Source organism: Bradyrhizobium ottawaense (assembly GCF_900099825.1).
Lineage (GTDB): Bacteria > Pseudomonadota > Alphaproteobacteria > Rhizobiales > Xanthobacteraceae > Bradyrhizobium > Bradyrhizobium ottawaense_A.
Window position 1 is genome coordinate 3,593,468 of the sequence record NZ_LT629693.1, and the last position, 21,027, is coordinate 3,614,494.

Genomic DNA, 21,027 nt, shown 5'->3' on the forward strand with positions numbered 1-21,027 from the left:
TTAGTCCACCCCGGCGACCAGATCGTCACGACCCGACCGCAAGCCTATCTTCAATCAGGCCCGGCGTCGCGCCGGGCCAAAACTTCAACTGGCCGACCGGCCAATCAAGCAAGCGTTTTGGTGAAAGCCTCGACCACCGTCTTCAGCTTGGCGGCGGTATCGTCGCTGAGATCGCGGCTTTCGCGAATCGCGTTCAGGATTTCGACGTTCTTGCCGCGCAGCAGCGACAGCAGGCCGTCTTCGAACGGGCGCACCTTGTTGACCGGGAGCGCATCGAGATAGCCGTTGGTGCCGGCCCAGATCACGCAGACCTGCTCTTCCATCTTCAGCGGCGAGAACTGCGGCTGCTTCAGGAGTTCTGTCAGGCGCGAACCGCGGTTCAGCAGGCGCTGGGTCGAGGCGTCGAGGTCGGAGCCGAACTGCGCGAACGCCGCCATTTCGCGGTACTGCGCCAGCTCGCCCTTGATCTTGCCGGCGACCTTCTTCATCGCCTTGGTCTGCGCCGACGATCCGACGCGCGACACCGACAGGCCGACGTTCACCGCCGGACGGATGCCCTGGAAGAACAGGTCGGTTTCCAGGAAGATCTGGCCGTCGGTAATCGAAATCACGTTGGTCGGGATGTAGGCCGACACGTCGTTGGCCTGGGTTTCGATGACCGGCAGCGCGGTCAGCGAGCCCGAGCCGTGCTCCTTGTTGAGCTTGGCGGCGCGCTCGAGCAGGCGGGAATGCAGATAGAACACGTCGCCCGGATAGGCTTCGCGACCCGGCGGGCGGCGCAGCAGCAGCGACATCTGGCGGTAGGCGACGGCCTGCTTGGACAAGTCGTCATAGATGATCACGGCATGCATGCCGTTGTCGCGGAAATACTCGCCCATGGTGCAGGCGGTGAACGGCGCGATGTACTGCATCGGCGCCGGATCGGATGCGGTGGCGGCGACGACGATCGAATATTCCAGCGCGCCCTGCTCTTCGAGCACCTTGACGAACTGGGCAACGGTCGAGCGCTTCTGGCCGATCGCGACATAGACGCAATACAGCTTGATGTTCTCGTCCGGCTGCGCGTTGAGCGGCTTCTGGTTCAGAATGGTGTCGAGCGCGATCGCGGTCTTGCCGGTCTGACGGTCGCCGATGATCAGCTCGCGCTGGCCGCGTCCGACCGGGATCAGCGCATCGATCGCCTTGAGGCCGGTCGCCATCGGCTCGTTCACCGATTTGCGCGGAATGATGCCGGGCGCTTTGACGTCGACGCGCTTGCGTTCGGTCGACTGGATCGGGCCCTTGCCGTCGATCGGGTTGCCGAGCGCGTCGACGACGCGGCCGAGCAGGCCCTTGCCGACGGGCGTGTCGACGATGGCGCGGGTGCGCTTGACGGTCTGGCCTTCCTTGATCTCGCGGTCGGCGCCGAAGATCACGATGCCGACGTTGTCGGTTTCGAGGTTCAGCGCCATGCCGCGGGTGCCGTTCTCGAACTCGACCATCTCGCCGGCCTGGACGTTGTCGAGGCCGTAGACGCGGGCAATGCCGTCGCCGACGGACAGCACCTGTCCGACTTCGGTAACTTCAGCCTCCTGGCCGAAATTCTTGATCTGGTCCTTCAGGATCGCGGAAATTTCCGCGGCGCGGATGTCCATCAGCCTGCCTCTTTCATCGCGTGCTTGATCGAATTGAGTTTGGTGCGAAGCGAACTATCCACCATGCGGCTGCCGAGCTTGACCACAAGGCCGCCGATGATGGAGGGATCGACTTTCACGTTGAGCGCGACGTCCTTGCCCGTCACTGACTTCAGTGCGGTCTTGAGGGCGTCGAGATTCTTTTCATTGAGCGCTTCGGCAACCGTCACGTCGGCGGTGGCCTCGCCCTTGAACTTCGCCACCAGCGCGCGGAAGGCGCGGATCACATCGGTGACGGCAAACAGCCGGCGATTGGCGGTAAGGACCTTGAGAAATTTGGCGGAAGTGCCTGCAATTCCGGCCTTGTCGAGCACCGCGGTGAGCGCTTTCGACTGCGCATCTGCCGAGAAAACCGGACTGCGAACGAGGCGCGTTAGATCGGCGCTCTCGGCCAGCATGGCCTCGAATTTATCGAGATCGGCTCTTACTGCGTCGACGGATTTCTCGTCGCGCGCCAACTCGAACAAGGCCGTTGCATAACGACCTGACACTCCCGAAACGGACGGATCTTCAGCAGCCACTAGACGCTCTTTTTTAGCTGTCAAACTCGCAAGGGAAAAACCGTCGCCGCGTGAGCGGCGCCTAGCGATCCAAGCCCTTGGAATTCAAGCGGGACTTCGATTTTCGACCGTCACGCGGGGTAACGGGATCGTTAAAATCGCGGCTTTGCTAACATAGCAAGCGCGCAGGTGCAACATGACGGCGCGCGCTGGCGATGCCTTGTCGCACGTCAATTTCCGACGCCGCTCACGCGCCGTTTCGCCGTCCGTTCCGCACCGGGGAATCCCGGTCGGCAGCGGTCCGGCCCACGCCCGCCGGGCCTCAGCTCCTTAGTTCCACCCGTATCTGCATAGGGGCCATGAGCAGCCTTGATTGAACCTTTTTCAAGTTCCGCCGATTACTTGCGCAAATCTCGCAGTTGCGAGCGATGACTATACTAATCAGTAATCGCAAGTATTCGAATGGTTAAAATTTGGTTAAAGCCAACTATTACGGAATATTATCTGGTTAGTTGATCTGAGTAACAAGATATGTCAGCCGGGCATATACGGGCTTTACTGCCCAATTCATGCCTCATTGCGCCACCAAACGGCAGTCACTCAAACTGGGACGGGGGTTCCACTTGTCACACATGTGGCAATACTATCTGAGGGACTAGTTTAATGTTGAATACCAATAAGGCGGTGCTGGGAAATCTAACCCGGTCGCGTACGGCTTTCGCTCTGATCGCCGCAACTCTCCTGGTCGGTGGCAGCGTCAGCGAAGCTTCTGCCAAATCCAGGCATCATCGCCACCACGCCCACCAAGCGGCCAAGTCGACCGGCGGTGACTGGCGGGACGCCAACGCCTCCATGGGCGGCACTTCGGGCGGCCACAGCTTCACGGGCATGGCTTCCTTCTACGGCAACGAATCCGGCAGCAAGACCGCCTCCGGTCAGCGCTTCAACCAGAACGCCATGACCTGCGCCCACCGTTCGCTGCCGTTCGGCACCAAGCTCCGGGTGACCCATCGCGGCCAGAGCGTCGTCGTCACCGTCAATGACCGTGGTCCGTTCATCAAGGGGCGCGTGCTCGACCTTTCCACGGGCGCTGCCCGCGCCATCGGCCTGACCAGCGCCGGCGTCGGCCACGTCACTGCCGAGGTCGTCTCCTAACGCGCGTTGATCGCGTCGTTTTCCGGTCCACCAGATTGGGTAAGCGTTGCGTTGCGTAACGGTCGCGGATTCGTTCCCCGGGCCGACAAGAGCCTGCCGTCGCAAATGACGGCAGGCTTTTTTTGTCTTCTTACCCTCCCCCTCCAGGGGAGGGTAAGACAAGTTCACAAAAAGCTCTGCGGATCGACATCCACCTCGAGCTTGAGATTGCCCTTGGTCTTCGGACCTGCGGCGAGCCATTCGCGCAGGTAGTCGGACAGATCGACGTTGCGCAGCGACTTCACCAGAAGTCTGAAACGATAGCGCCCCTTGATCACCGCCAGCGGCGCCTCGGCGGGCCCCAGCACCTGGATGCGCTCGTCGATCGGGGCGATGGCGGCGAGTTTTCGTGCAAAGCCTTCTGCGGTCGGCCGGTCGCCCGCGGAAATGATCAGGCTGGCGAGCCGGCCGAACGGCGGATAGCCGGTGCGTTCGCGCGCGTCGATTTCGCTGCCGTAGAACGCCTCGCGATCGCAGGCGATCAGCGCCTTCATCACGGGATGCTCTGGTTGATGGGTTTGCAGATAGCCGACGCCGCGGCCCTGGTCGCGGCCGGCGCGCCCGATCACCTGGTTCAGCAACTGCCACGTCCGCTCGGCGGCGCGCGGATCGCCGTTGCCGAGGCCCAAATCCGCATCGACGACGCCGACCAGATTGAGCCGCGGGAAATTATGGCCCTTCGCCACCAGTTGCGTGCCGATGATGATGTCGACGCGTCCTTCCGCGATTTCGTTCAGCTCGCTGCGCATGGTCTCGATCGAGGTGATCAGGTCGCTCGACAGCACCATGGTGCGGGCTTCGGGAAACAGTTGGGCGGCTTCCTCCTGCAGGCGTTCGACGCCCGGGCCGACCGCGACCAGCGATTCCTCGGCCGCACAATGCGGACAGATATTCGGACGCGGCATCGAGAAGCCGCAATGGTGGCAGACCAGCCGCTGTCGAAACCGATGGTCGACCAGCCAGGCGTCGCAGATGGTGCAGGCAAAGCGGTGGCCGCAGGCCCGGCACAGCGTCAGCGGCGCGTAGCCGCGGCGGTTGAGAAACAACAGCGCCTGTTCGCGCTTCTCGATCGCGAATTTGATCTGTTCGGCCAGTGGCGGCGAGATGAAGCGGCCGCGCGGCGGCGGCGCGCGGCGCAGATCGATCGCTTCGATATGCGGCATGTGCTGGCCGCCGAAGCGCGACGGCAGCACCACGCGCTGATAACGGCCCTTGCGGGCGTTGACCTCGGTCTCGACCGACGGTGTCGCCGAGGCCAGAATGATCGGAATCTTTTCGATCCGCGCCCGCACCACCGCCATGTCGCGGGCATGATAGTGCGCGCCGTCGCTCTGCTTGTAGGCCTGGTCGTGCTCTTCATCCACCACGATCAGCCCCAGATCGGCATAGGGCATGAACAGCGCGGAGCGGGCGCCGACCACGACCGGCGCTTCGCCGGAGGCGATCGCAGCCCAGTTGCGCGCGCGGGTTCGCGGCGTGAGCTCCGAATGCCACTCCAGCGGACGGACGCCGAAACGCTGCGCGAAGCGATCGAGAAATTGCCCGGTCAGCGCGATCTCGGGCATCAGGATCAGCGTCTGCCTGGCGCGGCGAACGGTTTCGGCGATCGCCTCGAAATAGACTTCGGTCTTGCCCGAACCGGTGACGCCATCGAGCAGGGCGACGTGAAAGCTGCCATTGGCGGCCAGCGCCCGCATCGCATCGACGGCGCTGCGCTGCAGGGATGAGAATTCCGGTTGCTCAAAGGCCGGATCGGGCGCCGGCGGCGCCAGCGGCGGCGGCATCACCTCGATCGCCAACGTCCCCTCATCGACCAGACCGTCGATCACGCCGGCACTGACGCCGGCTTCCCTCGCCGCTTCGGACTTGCCATGCAGCAGGCCATCCGACAGCACCTCGATCACCCGCCGCCGTGCTGGCGTCAAACGACGTGGCGGTTCGCCGACCAGCCGCACGCCAAGCCGCATTCGCTCGGGGCCGAGATTTTCTCCCATCCGCAGGCACATGCGCAGCACCATGCCGCGCGCCGACAGCGTGTAATTGGAGACCCAGTCGACCAGATGGCGCAGCTCCTCCTTGAGCGGCGGCACGTCGAGCTTTTCACCGACATCCTTGAGGCGGTTGTGCAGACGCGGATCGGGCGTGGCGTTCTCCGCCCACACCACGGCCACGACCTCACGCGGACCGAGCGGCACGCAGACGACGTCGCCAGGCTTCAGTTCCATGCCGCGCGGCACCCGGTAGGAATAGGCCTGATTGAGCGCAACCGGCACCAGCACGTCGACGACACGCGTTGACGATGCCGATGAGGTGGTTTGGCGCGTGGAATGGTCCATCGAATCAGGCTCGGGGTGGCAACGGCTCAAGGTAAAGGCGCGTGGCGGCGGGGGCTACCCAAGTTAGCGAACGGTAAACGAAACAGGTGCGATATAATCGGGAAGAATCAGGGCGCCATAGCTCCATGACCCAAGCTTCATGACCCGATCTGCCGCGCCAGTTCAAACCATCGATCTCGATTGCGCCGACGAAGGTCTGGCGCTGGAGATGACGCGCTGGCTGACGCATCTGCGCGCCGAGCGGCGGCTGTCGCCGAAGACGCTGGAGGCCTATGCCCGCGACCTCCGGCAGTGCCTGGCCTTTCTCTGCGAACATTGGGGCAGGCGCGTGTCGCTCAAGGCGTTTGCCGCGCTCGAAGCCAGTGACGTCAGGGCGTTCATGGCGATGCGCCGCGCCGACGATATCGGCGGCCGCTCGCTGATGCGGGCGCTGGCGGGCCTGCGGTCGTTCGGACGTTTCCTGGAACGGGAGGGCAAGGGCAAGGTCGGTGCATTGTCGGCAATCCGCGCGCCAAAAATCGGCAAGAGCCTGCCGAAGCCGATCCAGATGGCCGCCGCCAAACGGTTTGCCGACGCCGACGAACGCGCCGGCGAGGATCGCGATCCCTGGATCTGGGCCCGCGACGCCGCCGTGATGGCGCTGCTCTACGGTTCGGGCCTGCGCATCTCCGAAGCGCTGGGGCTGAAGCACCGCGACGTGCCGAAGCCCGGCGAAGGCGACGTCATCGTCGTGACCGGCAAGGGTAACAAGACCCGGATGGTGCCGGTGCTGCAGAACGTGCTGGCGCTGATCGCCGACTACACCGCGATGTGCCCGCATCCGCTGCCGCCGGCCGGACCGATTTTCGTCGGCGCCCGCGGCGCGCAGCTCAGCCCCCGAATTATCCAGCTCACCATGGAGCGGCTGCGCGGCGCGCTCGGCCTGCCCGACAGTGCAACGCCGCATGCGCTGCGGCATTCCTTCGCGACCCACCTGTTGAGCCGCGGCGGCGACCTGCGCGCGATCCAGGAATTGCTCGGCCACGCCTCGCTCTCGACCACGCAGATCTATACCGGCATCGATTCGGAGCGGCTGCTGGAAGTCTACCGCACAGCGCATCCGCGCCGCTGAGCAGGCCATCGCCTCGCGGCGACACATTCCCGTCACACCGCCAACGGCCTGTTCGTCCCCGCTGTTGCCCCCTTGCGCCGGCGTTGCGGTTCGGCAATCGTGATCCGGTCATCAGGCAGGAGGGAATCATGAGCGCACATGAGAGCATGGAGCATGCGGAGCATGCCGAGGAAGCTTCGGGCGAAAACAGGAAGATCGCGCTGCTGATCGCGGTGATCGCCTTGTGCCTGGCGCTGTCGGAAACGCTGGGCAAGGGCGCGCAGACCGAGTCGATCAGCAAGAACGTCGAGGCCTCCAACCTGTGGGCCTTCTTCCAGGCCAAGAGCATCCGCCGCACCGTGGTTCAGGCCACCGCCGAACACGCCAAGCTCAGCCTCGGGACCATGGGCGACGATGCCGCCAAGGCGGCGCTGCAAAAGCAGATCGACGACTGGAACAAGACTGCGTCGCGCTATCGCTCGGAGCCGGAAACCCGCGAAGGCTCGGAACAACTCTCCGAGCGCGCCAAGGAAGCCGAGCACGAACGCGACGAGGCGACGGCCAAGTATCATCACTATGAACTGGCGTCGGCCGCGTTCCAGATCGGCATCGTGCTGGCTTCGGCGACCATCATCACCGGCATCATCGCTCTAGCCTGGGTTTCAGGCGCGCTGGCGCTGGCAGGCATCGTTGTGACCGCACTCGGCGTCTACGCGCCGCACTTCCTGCATCTGCACTGAGCCACCGCTGCTGCTGTCATCATCCGCCTTGTGCGCAATTGCGCACTGGAGCAGGTGATGACAGTAGTTCAGCGCGCTGAGTGCACGCTTTTACGGAAGCGCTGGATCAACCGCAGCATGCGCGATGACCAGCCATCGCCATCGCCGCGCACGATATCAAGAATCCGCTGCTTGACCGGGTCGACCAAAGCGGCGGCCTTGGCACGCAGGGCCAGCACGAATTCATAGAGCTTCTCGAACCACCGCATTTCCAGAAGCTTCACACGCGTCACGTCGAAGATGAAGGCGGTGACGCCTACGCCCAGGAATTTCGCGAACACGATGGTGACGACGGCGGCCATCCAATATTCATGGGCCAGCAGCCACAGCCCGGCCAGCTTGAGCGGAAACAGCGGAATCACCGGCACGAGAAACACGATCAGCGTCATCGCCGGCGACAGCGTGTCGACCCGCTCCGCCAGCCACTGCTTGAAGGCGCGCAGCGGGATCAGCGCGACGACGCGCGCCACGATCGGCTCGAGATGATCCCACAGCCAAGCTTCGACCAGGAAGATGACCGCAAGCAAAACCCAGAACGGTTGAAGTAGGCGGCGCATCATGGACGTCATCTCTAGAGCGGCCTGACTTTCGTCATCCCGCTCTATCTTCTCGTTTGAGCATGATCGTTCCGGAAAACCGGCATCCACGTTTCCGGATCATGCACCCGGCTTCTGCCGGACGTCGATCACATATGGATCGCCCGCTTGCCGACTGCAAGCGCCGCTTCCTTGATGGCTTCGGAGCGGGTCGGATGCGCATGGCAAGTCCGCGCCAGATCCTCGGCGGAACCGCCGAACTCCATCAAAACACAGGCCTCGTGGATCATTTCGCCGGCCTCGCGGCCGATAATGTGCACGCCGAGCACCCGGTCCGTTTTCGCATCTGCGAGAATCTTCACGAAACCGTCAGTGGTCTGGTTGACCTTGGAACGGCCATTGGCGGTGAAGGGAAATTTCCCCGACGTATACGCCACGCCCGCCTGCTTCAGCTCTTCCTCGGTCTTGCCGACCGACGATACTTCCGGCGTGGTATACACAACACCTGGGATCACATCGTAATTCACGTGGCCGGCCTGCCCCGCGATGATTTCCGCGCAGGCAACGCCTTCGTCCTCGGCCTTGTGCGCGAGCATCGGCCCCGCGACGACGTCGCCGATCGCATAGATGCCCTTCACGCTTGTGGAAAAGTGTGCGTCGATCTGCACCCGGCCGCGACTGTCGAGCGCAACGCCGGCCTCCTTCAGGCCGAGGCCCTCGGTGTAGGGCACGCGGCCAATGCAGACCAGAACCACATCGGCTTCGAGCGTCTCCGCCGCGCCGCCGGCCGCCGGCTCGACCTTGACCGCGAGCGTCTTGCCCGAGGTGTCGATGCCGGTGACCTTGGCGCCGAGCTTGAACGCGAAGCCCTGCTTTTCCAGGATGCGCTGGAACTGCTTGGCGACTTCGCCGTCCATGCCGGGCAGGATGCGATCGAGGAATTCCACCACGGTGACCTTGGCGCCCAGCCGGTGCCACACCGAGCCGAGTTCGAGCCCGATCACGCCGGCGCCGACGATCAACAGGCTCGACGGCACCTTGTCGAGCGACAGCGCGCCGGTCGACGACACGATGCGCTTCTCATCGATCTCGATGCCCTTCAGGCGCGCGATATCCGAGCCGGTGGCGATGACGATGTTTTTGGTCTCGACCACCTGCGTCTTGCCGTCGCTGCCGGTCACCTCGACCTTGCCGGCGCCGAGAATCCTGCCCTTGCCGCTGATGACGTCGATCTTGTTCTTCTTCATCAGGAACTCGACGCCCTTGACGTTGCCGTCGATGCCCTGCTGCTTGAAATTCATCATCGCCGGCAGATCGAGCTTCGGCGAGGAAACGCTGACGCCCATCTTGGCAAAGGAATGCCCCGCCTCCTCGAACATTTCGGAAGCATGCAGCAGCGCCTTCGACGGCATGCAGCCGACGTTGAGGCAGGTGCCGCCCAGCGTCGGGTCCTTCTCGACCACGGCGACCTTCATGCCGAGTTGCGCCGCGCGCACCGCGCAGACATATCCGCCGGGGCCGGTGCCGATGACGACGAGATCGTAGGTAGCCATGATCGAAGTCCTGTAGCTGAGAGATGTGACAGGGATTAGCGCCCGCCCGAGACATCCAGGATGGCGCTGGTAACGTAGGACGCCTCGTCCGATATCAGCCAGACGATGGCGTTGGCGATTTCTTCCGCGGTGCCGACCCGTTGCATCGGCACCATATGCGCGAGCCGGTGGGCGCGATCGGGCTCGCCGCCGCTCGCATGAATTTCGGTATCGATCAGCCCGGGCCGGATCGCGGCGACGCGAATGCCCTCGCCGGCAACTTCGTGACCAAGCCCGACGGTGAAGGAATCCACCGCGCCCTTGGAGGCCGCGTAGTCGACATAGGTATTGGGGGCGCCCAGTCTTGCCGCGACCGAGGACAGATTGACGATGACGCCGCCCTCGCCGCCATTGCGCGTCGACATCCGCTTGACGGCTTCACGCGCGCACAGGATGCTGCCGGTGACGTTGATCGCCATCATGCGCTGAATGCGTTCGGCCGACATGTCTTCGACCCGCGCCGACGGCCCGACGATGCCGGCATTGTTGATCAACGCGCCGAGCGTGCCGAAATCATCGGCGGCGCGGAACAGCGCCAGAATATCCTGCTCGCTGGCGACGTCGCATTTCACCGCGATCGCCTTGCCGTTCTTGCGCTCGATCGAGGCGACGACTTCCTTGGCCGCGGCGTCGTTGCTGGCGTAGCCGACCACGATCCGGAAGCCGCGCGCGGCGGCGGCAAGCGCGGCAGCGCGGCCGATGCCGCGGCTCCCGCCGGTGATCACAACAACCTTGTCCGTCACATCAGCCCCCAATAAGCGCCCGGTTCGGATTGAATCAGAACCGGGCTTTTACTCTTTTGTTGACGCGTTTTCTTCACGCGAACCGGCATCCACTTCGCTCGAAAACGCTCTGGTACGCATCGATCCACAGCGCGCGACGGCGGGCTCGAACGCCGACGCCGGCATGCCGAATGCCTCAGAGATCCAGCACCAGCCGCGCCGGATCTTCCAGGCTTTCCTTGACGCGAACCAGGAACGTCACCGCTTCCTTGCCGTCGATCACGCGGTGATCGTAGGACAGCGCCAGATACATCATCGGGCGGATCTCGACCTTGCCGCCGATCGCCACCGGCCGTTCCTGGATCTTGTGCATGCCGAGAATGGCCGATTGCGGCGCGTTCAGGATCGGCGTCGACATCAGCGAACCGTAGATGCCGCCATTGGTGATGGTGAAGGTGCCGCCCTGCATCTCGTCGATCTTGAGCTGGCCGTCGCGGGCGCGGCGGCCGAAATCGGCGATCGATTTCTCGATGTCGGAGATCGACTTGTGGTCGCAGTCACGCACCACCGGCACGACCAGGCCCTTGTCGGTGCCGACGGCAACACCGATGTGATAGTAGTTCTTGTAGATCAGGTCGGTGCCGTCGATCTCGGCGTTGACAGCCGGGATGTCCTTCAGCGCCTGCACGACGGCCTTGGTGAAAAAGCCCATGAAGCCGAGCTTGGTGCCGTGCTTCTTCTCGAACACGTCCTTGTACAGCGACCGCATCTCCATGATGTGGCTCATGTCGACCTCGTTGAAGGTCGTGAGCATCGCGGCGGTGTTCTGCACGTCCTTCAGCCGCCGCGCGATGGTCTGGCGCAGCCGCGTCATCTTCACGCGCTCTTCGCGCGCGGCATCGTCGGCGGGTGACGGTGCACGCACCTGCACCGCGGCCGCCGGCTGATTGACCGGCGTCGGCGCCGAAGCCGCCTTCTCGATCGCAGCCAGCATGTCGCCCTTGGTGACGCGGCCATCCTTGCCGGAGCCAGGCACGGTGGCGGCGTCGACGCCGCTTTCGGCGGAAAGTTTTCGCACCGACGGTGCCAGCGGCGCATCGGCCGGTGCCGCCTTCGGCGCCGGAGCAGCTACAGCTGCTGCGGCCGGGGCTGCGGCAGCAGCGGGAGCTTTGGCTGGCGCAGCGGCCGGCTTGGCACCAGCGGCACCCTCCGTGATCTGCCCGAGCAGCGCGCCGACGGCGACGGTTTCGCCATCCTTGGCGGCGATCTCGCCGAGCACGCCCGCCGACGGCGCCGGGACTTCGATGGTGACCTTGTCGGTCTCGAGCTCGACCAACGGTTCGTCCACCGCCACGGCGTCGCCGGCCTTCTTGAACCAGCGGCCGATGGTGGCTTCCGTCACGGACTCGCCGAGCGTCGGAACACGAATTTCAGTCATGGTCTGTTTCCTCAGTCGTTTGTGCCGTCATCGCCCGCCTGGTGCACGATTGTGCGCATTGGGTGGACGTTCCAGTACCCGAGAGAACCGTGATCAAAACGGACGGCCCGGCGTACTGGATGCCCCGCCTGAGCGGGGCATGACAAATGAAAAAATCCTAGTTCAGCGCCTCATCCAGCAGGGCCTTGAGCTGCGCCAGATGCTTCGACATCAAACCGGTGGCGGTTGCCGCCGACGCGGCGCGGCCGGCGTAACGCGGGCGCCTGTTCGGCGCGTGGATCTGGCTCAGCACCCATTCGAGATAGGGCTCGATGAAGTGCCACGCGCCCATGTTGCGCGGCTCTTCCTGGCACCAGACCACCTCGGCACCCTTGAAGCGTCCGAGCTCGTGCACCAGCGCCTTCAGCGGCACCGGATAAAGCTGCTCGACACGCATCAGGTAGATGTCGTTGATGCCGCGCTTCTCGCGCTCCTCGTAGAGGTCGTAATAGACCTTGCCCGAGCACAGCACGACGCGCCGGATCTTGTCGTCCGGCACCAGCTTGATGGGCTCGTCGGGCAGCATCTGGGCGTCATCGTACAGGATTCGGTGGAAGGTGGCGTTGGCGCCGAGCTCATCCAGCCGCGACACCGCGCGCTTGTGGCGCAACAGCGACTTCGGCGTCATCACGATCAGCGGCTTGCGGATCTCGCGATGCAGCTGACGCCGCAGCGCGTGGAAGTAGTTGGCCGGCGTGGTGGGATAGACCACCTGCATGTTGTCTTCGGCGCACATCTGCAGGAAACGCTCGAGCCGCGCCGAGGAATGCTCCGGCCCCTGCCCTTCATAGCCATGCGGCAGCAGGCAGACCAGGCCGGACATGCGCAGCCACTTGCGTTCGCCGGATGAAATGAACTGGTCGAACAGCACCTGCGCGCCGTTGGCGAAGTCGCCGAACTGCGCTTCCCACATCGTCAGGGCATTCGGCTCGGCCAGCGAGTAGCCGTACTCGAAGCCCAGCACCGCCTCTTCGGACAGCAGCGAGTTGATGACCTCGTAATGGCCCTGGTCGTTACCGAGATGGTTGAACGGGGTGTAGCGGCTCTCGTCTTCCTGGTCGATCAGCACGGAGTGACGCTGCGAGAAGGTGCCACGCTCGGAGTCCTGGCCGGACAGGCGGACGTGATGGCCTTCCTGCATCAGCGTGCAGAACGCCAGCGCCTCGCCGGTCGCCCAGTCGATGCCGACGCCGTTGTCGATCGCCTTGGCGCGATTCTCCAGGTAACGCTGGATGGTGCGGTGAACCCGGAAGCCGTCGGGCACCTTGGTGATCTTGCGGCCGATATCCTTCAGCACATTGACATCGACGCCGGTGACGCCGCGGCGGGCGTCTTCTTCCTGATCGGCAGACTTGAAGCCAGCCCATTTGCCGTCGAGCCAGTCGGCCTTGTTCGGCTTGTAGCCGGAGCCGGCCTCGAGTTCGGCATCGAGCCGCGCGCGCCAGTCGGCCTTGGCCTTTTCGACTTCGCCTTCGGTCATCACGCCGTCGGCAATCAGCCGCTTGGAGTAGATCTCGACGGTGCCGGGATGCGATGCAATCTTCTTGTACATCACCGGCTGGGTGAACATCGGCTCGTCGCCTTCGTTGTGACCGTGCCTGCGGTAGCAGAACATGTCGATCACGACGGGCTTGTGGAATTTCTGCCGGAACTCGATCGCGACCTTGGCCGCGAACACCACGGCTTCCGGATCGTCGCCGTTCACATGGAAGATCGGCGCGTCGATCATCTTCGCCACGTCGGACGGATAGGGCGAGGAACGCGAATAGCGCGGATAGGTGGTGAAGCCGATCTGGTTGTTGACGATGAAGTGCAGTGAACCGCCGGTTCGGTAGCCCTTCAGGTCGGACAGGCTGAAGCATTCCGCCACCACGCCCTGGCCGGCGAACGCCGCGTCGCCATGCATCAGCAGCGGCAGCACCGAAATGCGCTGGTCTGGCGGATCGCCGTGCTGGTCCTGCTTGGCGCGCACCTTGCCGAGCACCACGGGATCGACGATTTCCAGATGCGACGGGTTGGCGGTCAGCGACAGATGGATACGGTTGTTGTCGAACTCGCGATCGGACGAGGCGCCAAGATGATATTTGACGTCGCCGGAGCCTTCGACCGCGTCGGGATTGGCGGAGCCGCCCTTGAATTCATGGAACAGCGCGCGATGCGGCTTGCCCATCACCTGGGTCAGCACGTTGAGACGGCCGCGATGCGGCATGCCGAAGACGATTTCCTTCACGCCGAGATTGCCGCCGCGCTTGATGATCTGCTCCAGCGCCGGGATCAGCGCCTCGCCGCCGTCAAGGCCGAAGCGCTTGGTGCCGGTGAACTTGATGTCGCAGAATTTCTCGAAGCCTTCGGCCTCGATCAGCTTGTTGAGGATCGCGCGCCGGCCCTCGCGGGTGAAGCTGATTTCCTTGTCCGGACCCTCGATGCGCTCCTGGATCCAGGCCTTCTGCGCGGCGTTGGTAATGTGCATGAACTCGACGCCGAGCGTCTGGCAATAGGTGCGCTCGCAGATCGCGACGATCTCGCGCAACGTGCCGTATTCGAGGCCGAGCACGTGGTCGAGGAAGATTTTGCGGTCGAAATCGCTTTCGGCAAATCCATAGGAGCGCGGATCGAGTTCTTCGCGGTCGCGCGGCGCCTCGATGCCAAGCGGATCGAGCTTGGCGTGGAAGTGACCGCGCATGCGGTAGGCGCGGATCAGCATCAAGGCGCGGACCGAATCCCGCGTCGCCTGGTGGATGTCGGCGGCCGATATTTCGGCGCCCTTGGTCTGCGCCTTGGCGGCGAGCTTGGCGCCGACCGCCTTCTCGACGCTGACCCAGTTGCCATCCAGCGCGGAGGTCAGTTCGTCGCGCGGCGTGAGCGGCCAGTTGTCGCGACCCCAGGAAGCGCCTTCGGCGTTCTTCCGGACGTCAGTAGGGCTGTCCTTCAGGCTCTTGAAGAACTCCTGCCACTCGGGGTCGACCGAAGCCTGGTCCTGCTCGTAGCGGGCGTAGAGTTCGTCGATATAGGTGGCATTGGCGCCCTGCAAAAACGAGGAGAGGGCAAAAGCGGCATTCGCGTCCTGACGAGACATGAGGGCGTCCTGGTGATTTCGGTTCGCGCGTAACAGACGGCGCAAAAGCCGACCCGGAGGCCGGATCGGCTGGATAAAGAACCCATTACCCTATTTAGGACGAACTTTCCCGCCCAAAAGAACCAAGAATTGAATTAAGACTTCAATTTTTCGGCAAGGGTATGTCCGAGCCGGGCGGGCGACGGGGAGACCGTAATTCCGGCCGATTCCATCGCCGCGGTCTTGGATCCGGCGTCGCCCTTGCCGCCGGAGATGATCGCGCCGGCATGGCCCATACGGCGGCCGGGAGGGGCGGTCACCCCTGCGATGAAACCGACCATCGGCTTCTTGCGGCCGCGCTTGGCCTCGTCCTTGATGAACTGGGCGGCGTCCTCCTCGGCGGAACCGCCGATTTCGCCGATCATGATGATCGAGGTGGTCTTGGGGTCGGCCAGGAACATTTCCAGCACGTCGATGAATTCGGTGCCCTTGACCGGGTCGCCGCCGATGCCGACCGCGGTGGTCTGGCCGAGGCCTTCCTGGGTGGTCTGGAACACGGCCTCATAGGTCAGCGTGCCCGAACGCGAGACGATGCCGACGCTGCCGGGCTTGAAAATGTTGGCCGGCATGATGCCGATTTTGCATTCGCCCGCGGTCATCACGCCCGGGCAATTCGGCCCGATCAGGCGCGATTTCGATCCGCTCAACGATCTCTTGACCCGCACCATGTCGAGCACCGGAATGCCTTCGGTGATGCAGACGATCAGCGGGATTTCCGCATCGATCGCTTCGCAGATCGCATCCGCAGCCCCCGGCGGCGGTACGTAAATCACAGACGCGTCTGCGCCGGTCTTTTCGCGCGCCTCGGCAACCGTGTCGAACACCGGAAGGCCAAGATGCGTCGCGCCGCCTTTGCCCGGCGAGGTGCCGCCGACCATCTTGGTGCCGTACGCGATCGCGGCCTCGGAATGGAACGTGCCGTTCTTGCCGGTAAAGCCCTGGCACATGACTTTGGTATTCTTGTCGATCAGAACGGACATGATGGATGTTACTTTCGCAAATGGCCAGGAAAGGGAGAGCTAAAAGGAGAGCTAGTGGATCCGCCGGTACGCGCCGGTGAGCACGTCGGCCCATCCTTCGGCGTCAGGCGAGAACTGGATCTTCACGGTGTAGTTGTTGTCGTCGATGACTTCGTAGACATGACGCGCATTGCCGCGCAGCGAGCCGCGCACCAGGATCAGCGACCTGCCGCTCCAGCCGCCGGAAGCCGGCGACGGCGGATAGTAGCCGAGCGAGTCGTGCCAGAACAATTTGTAGAGCCGGTCCTCGCGATCGTAGGTGAACACGCCATGGGTGGCGAAGGTTTCCTTGCCGTCGCGGGTCTGACGGGTGTCCTGGATCAAATAGAAGCCGTTGAGGTCGATGCGCGCGACCACGCGCGAGGTCGCCGGTCCGCCCGCGGTCCAGCGCGACGGATAGACCATCTCCTCGCCACTCCACTCGCCCGCAAACGCCGCGAGCTTGCGGTGTTCCTCAAGCAGCGTCGGTGCGTCGAGATGGTCAGCCATTGCTAGCCTCCCTTAACGGCTTTCACGATTTTCTGCGCGGCATCGTCGAGATTGTCGGCGGGCACGACGTTGAGACCGGACTCGCGGATGATCTTCTTGCCGGCGTCGACATTGGTGCCTTCGAGCCGCACCACCAGTGGCACTTTCAGGCCGACTTCCTTGACCGCGGCCACTACGCCCTCGGCGATGATGTCGCATTTCATGATGCCGCCGAAGATGTTGACCAGGATGCCCTTCACTGCGGGATCGGCGGTAATGATCTTGAACGCCGCGGCAACCTTCTCCTTGCTGGCGCCGCCGCCGACGTCGAGGAAGTTCGCCGGCTCCATGCCGTAGAGCTTGATGATGTCCATCGTCGCCATGGCGAGGCCGGCGCCGTTGACCATGCAGCCGATGGTGCCGTCGAGCGTGACGTAATTGAGATCGTATTTCGACGCCTCGATTTCCTTGGCGTCCTCTTCGGTCTCGTCGCGCAATGCTGCGACTTCGGGATGGCGATACATCGCGTTGTCGTCGAACGACACCTTGGCGTCGAGCACGCGCAACAGGCCCTGCTTGGTGACAACCAGCGGATTGATTTCCAGCATCGCCATGTCCTTGGCGGTGAAGGCGTTGTAGAGCTGCACCACCAGCTTCTCGGCCTGCTTGGCGAGATCGCCGCTTAGATTGAGCGCCTTCGCCACCGTGCGGCCGTGATGGCCCATGATGCCGGTCGCCGGATCGACCGAGAAGGTCACGATCTTTTCCGGGTTGTTGTGCGCGACGTCCTCGATGTTGACGCCGCCCTCGGTCGAGACCACGAACGAAACTTCCGAGGTTTCGCGGTTGACCAGGATCGAGAGATAGAACTCCTTGTCGATGTCGGAGCCGTCCTCGATGTAGAGCCGGTTGACCTGCTTGCCGTGCGCGCCGGTCTGGATCGTGACCAGGGTCGCGCCGAGCATCTGCTTGGCGAATTCGTTGACCTCGGCGACCGACTTGGCGATGCGGACGCCGCCCTTGTCGCCGGCCGAGGCTTCCTTGAACTTGCCCTTGCCGCGGCCGCCGGCGTGGATCTGGCTCTTGACCACCCAGACCGGGCCGGGAAGCGCCTTGGCGGCAGCGTCGGAATCCGAGGCCTTCAAGACCGGCACGCCGCGCGAAATCGGCACGCCGAATTCATGCAGCAGGGCCTTGGCCTGGTATTCATGGATATTCATCGCGACGCTCCCCAAACCCTGACGCGGTGCGATCGACGTTCACACCGGATTTCCATCTGGTATACCATATACCAGATGGAGTGCAAATATTCCCTGCAATCGACTATTAGCCGAGCAGGATCAACGGCCTAGCAGGTCGGGCGCGATCTTCTTGCAGGCGTCGACCAGGCCCTGAACGGCGCCGACCGATTTGTCGAACGCTTCGCGGTCCTTACCGGCGAGTTCGATCTCGACGATACGCTCGACACCCTTGGAGCCGATCACGACGGGCACGCCGACATACATGTCCTTCACGCCATATTCGCCGTTGAGATAGGCGGCGCAGGGCATCACGCGCTTCTTGTCCTTCAGGTAGCTTTCGGCCATCGCGATCGCGGACGCCGCCGGCGCGTAGAACGCCGAACCGGTTTTCAGCAGATTGACGATCTCGGCGCCGCCATTGCGGGTGCGGTCGACGATCTCGTCGATGCGGGCCTGCGAGGTCCAGCCCATCTTGACCAGGTCGGGCAGCGGGATGCCGGCGACGGTGGAATATTTCGTCAGCGGCACCATGGTGTCGCCGTGACCGCCGAGCACGAAAGCGGTGACGTCCTCGACCGAGACGTTGAATTCATCGGCCAGGAAATAGCGGAAGCGCGCGGAGTCGAGCACGCCGGCCATGCCGACCACCTTCTTGTGCGGCATGCCGGAGGCCTTCTGCAGCGCCCAGACCATCGCATCCAGCGGGTTGGTGATGCAGATGACGAAGGCGTCGGGGGCGTATTTCTTGATGCCGGCGCCGACCTGCTCCATGACCTTGAGGTTGATGCTCAGGAGATCGTCGCGGCTCATGCCGGGCTTGCGCGGCACGCCGGCGGTGACGATACAGACCTTGGCATTGTCCAGCGCTTCATAGGAATTGGCGCCGGTCAGATGGGAGTCGAAACCGTCGACCGGGGACGACTGCGCGATATCGAGCGCCTTGCCCTGCGGCACGCCCTCGGCGATATCGAACATCACGACGTCGCCGAGCTCCTTCAGGCCGACGAGGTGAGCCAGCGTTCCGCCGATCTGACCGGAGCCAATCAAAGCAATCTTGTCGCGCGCCATGGGAAATTTGTCCTTCTGAGACGAAGAGGGAGGGAAAGTTGGACTGGACGGCTGGTTATCCCTTTCGATTGATACGTTCAAGTCGGGGCGTGCCCAATTGTCGGTCCTGCCTTGATTTCGGTCAGGGCTCTCTCGTCGCCGTCAGGTCTCCACCAGCCCCGTGGTGGACCCGCTCGCCGCTGAATCCTTCCGCCCGTGCGGGAGCGCCAGATAGGATTCCGAACTCATTTCGATCAGCCGCGAGGAGGTGCGCTTGAACTCGTTGGCCTCGACGCCTTCGGCCGCCAGGTACAGCGACACCGGATCGGCCGCGGCAGAGGCCATCAGCTTCACGGCATTGTCATAGAGCGTGTCGATCAGCGAGATGAAGCGCTTGGCGGCGTTGCGCTCGGCGTAGTCCATCACCGGAATGCGATCGATCAGAATGGTGTGATAGTCGTGCGCCAGCCGCAGATAGTCCGACGCCGCCAGCGGCTTTTCGCAGATATCGGCAAACGAAAACCGCGCGACGCCGTGCGCCGAACAGGGCACCCGCAGCATCCGGCCCTTGATTGCGATGTCGCGCGCCTTGCACGGCGCGTTGCCGGTCATCCTGCCCCAGGCCTTGTCGAGCGCGGTCTTGGCCGCAGCGTCGGCGGGCACCAGCCACATGTTCACGCCGACGAGTTTTTCCAGCCGGAAATCGGTGCGCGCATCGAGCCGCAGCACGTCCATGTGTTCCGATATCTGCGCGATGAAAGGCAGGAACAGCGCGCGGTTCAGGCCGCCTTTGTAGAGATCGTCGGGTGCCACGTTCGAGGTCGCCACCACGACGGTGCCGAGTTCGAACAGTTTTGAGAACAGCCGCCCCAGGATCATCGCGTCCGCAATGTCGGTGACGTGAAATTCGTCGAAGCACAGCAGCCAGGCCTGCTCGAAGATCGCATTCGCCGTCAGCGCGATCACGTCACCGTCGGCGATTTCACCGCGCGCGATGTTCTGGCGATAGCCGTAGATGCGCTCATGCACTTCGGCCATGAATTCGTGGAAATGGGCGCGGCGCTTGTGTTCGACCGGGCTGTGCTGAAAGAACAGATCCATCAGCATGGTCTTGCCGCGGCCGACTTCGCCATAAATGTAGAGCCCGCGCGGCGGCGCCTCGTCCTTGTCGCCGAACAGCCGCCCCAACAGACTGAGCTTGCGTGGCGGCTTGTAGCTCGCCAGCCGCTCGTCGAGCGCAGCCAGCGCCGCGACGGCGTCGGCCTGGGCCGGATCGGCCTCGATCGCGCCGGAGGAAACCAGCGCCTGATATTGGGAACGGAACGAATTGGGCGAGGTGGACAGCATAAGTCCACCTTACGGCCCCACCGCGACGGAAATTGCAAGTCGTGAATTAGTGGTGGGGGTATGCAAACGGCTCGCCGCACCCAAGCCGTCATACCCGCGAAAGCGGGTATCCAGTACCCTGCGGCTTCTCGGCTCGATTTCAGGCGTCTCCGGGATACTGGATCATCCGCTTTCGCGGATGATGACAGCCGTGAGAGCGGATGATGATCTACCTCACGCACTCAGCGCGTAGGAATCCTCGACCACATAGGGCCCGCCGCCGGTGGAGGCGCGGGAGGAGAACAGCACGAAACGCGAGGCCATGAAGGTCCGGCTCGGGAAATAGCCGCGCACCGAAAGATAATCGGCGACGTCCTGGCTCGAGGCGTCATGCAGCCGCGCCAGCGTGACATGGGGGACGAACTTGCGCCCTTCGGGATCGAGCCCGAGGCGTTGCATCAGCCGCTCAAGCTCGGCCTGCAATTCGATCAGCGGCCGGCACGGCTCGACGGCGGCGACCACCGCGCGCGGTTTCCTGCCGCCGAAACTCTGCAGCCCCTGGACCTTGACCTCGAACGGCTTGCGGTTGATCCGAAACAGCAGCGAGGCGATTTCGTTCGCCGACATGCCGTCGATATCGCCAATGAAGCGCAAGGTGACGTGATAATTTTCGGGATCGATCCAGCGTGCGCCGGGAAGGCCGCCACGCAAATTGGAAAGTTGCTGGCCAATCTCGGCCGGAATTTCCAGTCCTGCAAACAGACGCGGCATCGCAAGATCCTCGATGCAAAGGCGCGAAGCCGTGAGGCTCACGCCTGACAACAATCCCGGTGACGAATCACCGATACCTAATTTCTACCCGACTTATGTGACTCTGCGAAGCATGCGGCACGCGCGCGCTACAGGAAAAAC

General features: G+C 63.5%; 17 protein-coding genes. 3 read left to right on the forward strand and 14 right to left on the reverse strand.

Translation table 11 applies throughout. The annotated features are described in order from the left end of the window. Positions 1–104: 104 nt before the first annotated feature. Positions 105–1,634: a F0F1 ATP synthase subunit alpha gene (gene atpA / locus BLR13_RS16750; protein ID WP_074821688.1), complete on the reverse strand. Its 1,530-nt coding sequence runs from the start codon at positions 1,632–1,634 to the stop codon at positions 105–107. Beyond that, entirely contained in the window at positions 1,634–2,194 is a 561-nt protein-coding gene (locus tag BLR13_RS16755; protein ID WP_074821685.1) for a F0F1 ATP synthase subunit delta, read from the reverse strand. The genes atpA and BLR13_RS16755 overlap by 1 nt, the downstream gene beginning before the upstream one ends. 642 nt (positions 2,195–2,836) lie before the next feature. Here BLR13_RS16755 and BLR13_RS16760 point away from each other — a divergent pair. Further along, positions 2,837–3,328 carry a septal ring lytic transglycosylase RlpA family protein gene (locus tag BLR13_RS16760; protein WP_074821682.1) on the forward strand — a complete coding sequence of 164 codons (492 nt, stop codon included), beginning with the start codon at positions 2,837–2,839 and terminating at the stop codon, positions 3,326–3,328. Positions 3,329–3,492: 164 nt separating this feature from the next. On the opposite strand, the gene BLR13_RS16765 is transcribed toward BLR13_RS16760, so the two are convergent. Further along, on the reverse strand, positions 3,493–5,703 hold the full coding sequence (locus BLR13_RS16765; protein ID WP_074821679.1) for a primosomal protein N': 2,211 nt from the start codon (positions 5,701–5,703) through the stop codon (positions 3,493–3,495). A 139-nt stretch (positions 5,704–5,842) separates the two neighbouring features. Here BLR13_RS16765 and BLR13_RS16770 point away from each other — a divergent pair, with 139 nt between their 5' ends. Both BLR13_RS16770 and BLR13_RS16775 read left to right on the forward strand, forming a co-directional pair. Beyond that, positions 5,843–6,814 (forward strand): tyrosine recombinase XerC, encoded by a 972-nt coding sequence (locus BLR13_RS16770; protein WP_074821676.1) that lies wholly within the window; start codon positions 5,843–5,845, stop codon positions 6,812–6,814. A 128-nt stretch (positions 6,815–6,942) separates the two neighbouring features. Next, entirely contained in the window at positions 6,943–7,533 is a 591-nt protein-coding gene (locus BLR13_RS16775; protein ID WP_074821673.1) for a DUF4337 domain-containing protein, read from the forward strand. A gap of 68 nt (positions 7,534–7,601) precedes the next feature. On the opposite strand, the gene BLR13_RS16780 is transcribed toward BLR13_RS16775, so the two are convergent. From BLR13_RS16780 to thpR, 11 genes are all read right to left on the reverse strand, one after another. Then, positions 7,602–8,132 carry a hypothetical protein gene (locus BLR13_RS16780; protein WP_074831428.1) on the reverse strand — a complete coding sequence of 177 codons (531 nt, stop codon included), beginning with the start codon at positions 8,130–8,132 and terminating at the stop codon, positions 7,602–7,604. Positions 8,133–8,257: 125 nt separating this feature from the next. Beyond that, positions 8,258–9,661, reverse strand: coding sequence for a dihydrolipoyl dehydrogenase (lpdA, locus tag BLR13_RS16785; protein WP_074821670.1), 1,404 nt, complete (start codon positions 9,659–9,661; stop codon positions 8,258–8,260). A gap of 35 nt (positions 9,662–9,696) precedes the next feature. Beyond that, entirely contained in the window at positions 9,697–10,443 is a 747-nt protein-coding gene (locus tag BLR13_RS16790) for an SDR family oxidoreductase (RefSeq protein WP_074821667.1), read from the reverse strand. Between the two features lie 175 nt (positions 10,444–10,618). Continuing rightward, positions 10,619–11,860, reverse strand: a complete 1,242-nt coding sequence (gene odhB / locus BLR13_RS16795; protein ID WP_074821663.1) for a 2-oxoglutarate dehydrogenase complex dihydrolipoyllysine-residue succinyltransferase — start codon at positions 11,858–11,860, stop codon at positions 10,619–10,621. A 157-nt stretch (positions 11,861–12,017) separates the two neighbouring features. Continuing rightward, the gene (locus BLR13_RS16800) at positions 12,018–14,975 is read right to left on the reverse strand and encodes a 2-oxoglutarate dehydrogenase E1 component (RefSeq protein WP_074821660.1); all 2,958 of its coding nucleotides are present in this window, start codon (positions 14,973–14,975) and stop codon (positions 12,018–12,020) included. A 134-nt stretch (positions 14,976–15,109) separates the two neighbouring features. Further along, positions 15,110–15,994, reverse strand: coding sequence for a succinate--CoA ligase subunit alpha (sucD, locus tag BLR13_RS16805; protein WP_074821657.1), 885 nt, complete (start codon positions 15,992–15,994; stop codon positions 15,110–15,112). Between the two features lie 51 nt (positions 15,995–16,045). After that, complete coding sequence (locus tag BLR13_RS16810; RefSeq protein ID WP_074821654.1) at positions 16,046–16,522, reverse strand: DUF1579 family protein; 477 nt, start codon at positions 16,520–16,522, stop codon at positions 16,046–16,048. Positions 16,523–16,524: 2 nt separating this feature from the next. Then, entirely contained in the window at positions 16,525–17,721 is a 1,197-nt protein-coding gene (gene sucC / locus BLR13_RS16815; protein WP_074831426.1) for an ADP-forming succinate--CoA ligase subunit beta, read from the reverse strand. Between the two features lie 120 nt (positions 17,722–17,841). Continuing rightward, positions 17,842–18,810, reverse strand: a complete 969-nt coding sequence (mdh, locus tag BLR13_RS16820; protein ID WP_074821651.1) for a malate dehydrogenase — start codon at positions 18,808–18,810, stop codon at positions 17,842–17,844. A gap of 141 nt (positions 18,811–18,951) precedes the next feature. Beyond that, positions 18,952–20,136, reverse strand: coding sequence for a cell division protein ZapE (zapE, locus tag BLR13_RS16825; protein ID WP_074821647.1), 1,185 nt, complete (start codon positions 20,134–20,136; stop codon positions 18,952–18,954). Between the two features lie 213 nt (positions 20,137–20,349). Further along, positions 20,350–20,886, reverse strand: a complete 537-nt coding sequence (gene thpR, locus BLR13_RS16830) for an RNA 2',3'-cyclic phosphodiesterase (protein WP_074831425.1) — start codon at positions 20,884–20,886, stop codon at positions 20,350–20,352. Positions 20,887–21,027 lie beyond the last annotated feature (141 nt).

Coding starts and splice junctions, on each gene's coding strand:
- BLR13_RS16810 (WP_074821654.1), bottom strand. CDS start 16,522: ATGGCTGACCATCTCGACGCACCGACGCTGCTTGAGGAACACCGCAAG.
- BLR13_RS16765 (WP_074821679.1), bottom strand. CDS start 5,703: ATGGACCATTCCACGCGCCAAACCACCTCATCGGCATCGTCAACGCGT.
- BLR13_RS16770 (WP_074821676.1), top strand. CDS start 5,843: ATGACCCGATCTGCCGCGCCAGTTCAAACCATCGATCTCGATTGCGCC.
- BLR13_RS16800 (WP_074821660.1), bottom strand. CDS start 14,975: ATGTCTCGTCAGGACGCGAATGCCGCTTTTGCCCTCTCCTCGTTTTTG.
- BLR13_RS16780 (WP_074831428.1), bottom strand. CDS start 8,132: ATGATGCGCCGCCTACTTCAACCGTTCTGGGTTTTGCTTGCGGTCATC.
- zapE (WP_074821647.1), bottom strand. CDS start 20,136: ATGCTGTCCACCTCGCCCAATTCGTTCCGTTCCCAATATCAGGCGCTG.
- BLR13_RS16760 (WP_074821682.1), top strand. CDS start 2,837: ATGTTGAATACCAATAAGGCGGTGCTGGGAAATCTAACCCGGTCGCGT.
- mdh (WP_074821651.1), bottom strand. CDS start 18,810: ATGGCGCGCGACAAGATTGCTTTGATTGGCTCCGGTCAGATCGGCGGA.
- BLR13_RS16775 (WP_074821673.1), top strand. CDS start 6,943: ATGAGCGCACATGAGAGCATGGAGCATGCGGAGCATGCCGAGGAAGCT.
- thpR (WP_074831425.1), bottom strand. CDS start 20,886: ATGCCGCGTCTGTTTGCAGGACTGGAAATTCCGGCCGAGATTGGCCAG.
- odhB (WP_074821663.1), bottom strand. CDS start 11,860: ATGACTGAAATTCGTGTTCCGACGCTCGGCGAGTCCGTGACGGAAGCC.
- sucC (WP_074831426.1), bottom strand. CDS start 17,721: ATGAATATCCATGAATACCAGGCCAAGGCCCTGCTGCATGAATTCGGC.
- atpA (WP_074821688.1), bottom strand. CDS start 1,634: ATGGACATCCGCGCCGCGGAAATTTCCGCGATCCTGAAGGACCAGATC.
- lpdA (WP_074821670.1), bottom strand. CDS start 9,661: ATGGCTACCTACGATCTCGTCGTCATCGGCACCGGCCCCGGCGGATAT.
- sucD (WP_074821657.1), bottom strand. CDS start 15,994: ATGTCCGTTCTGATCGACAAGAATACCAAAGTCATGTGCCAGGGCTTT.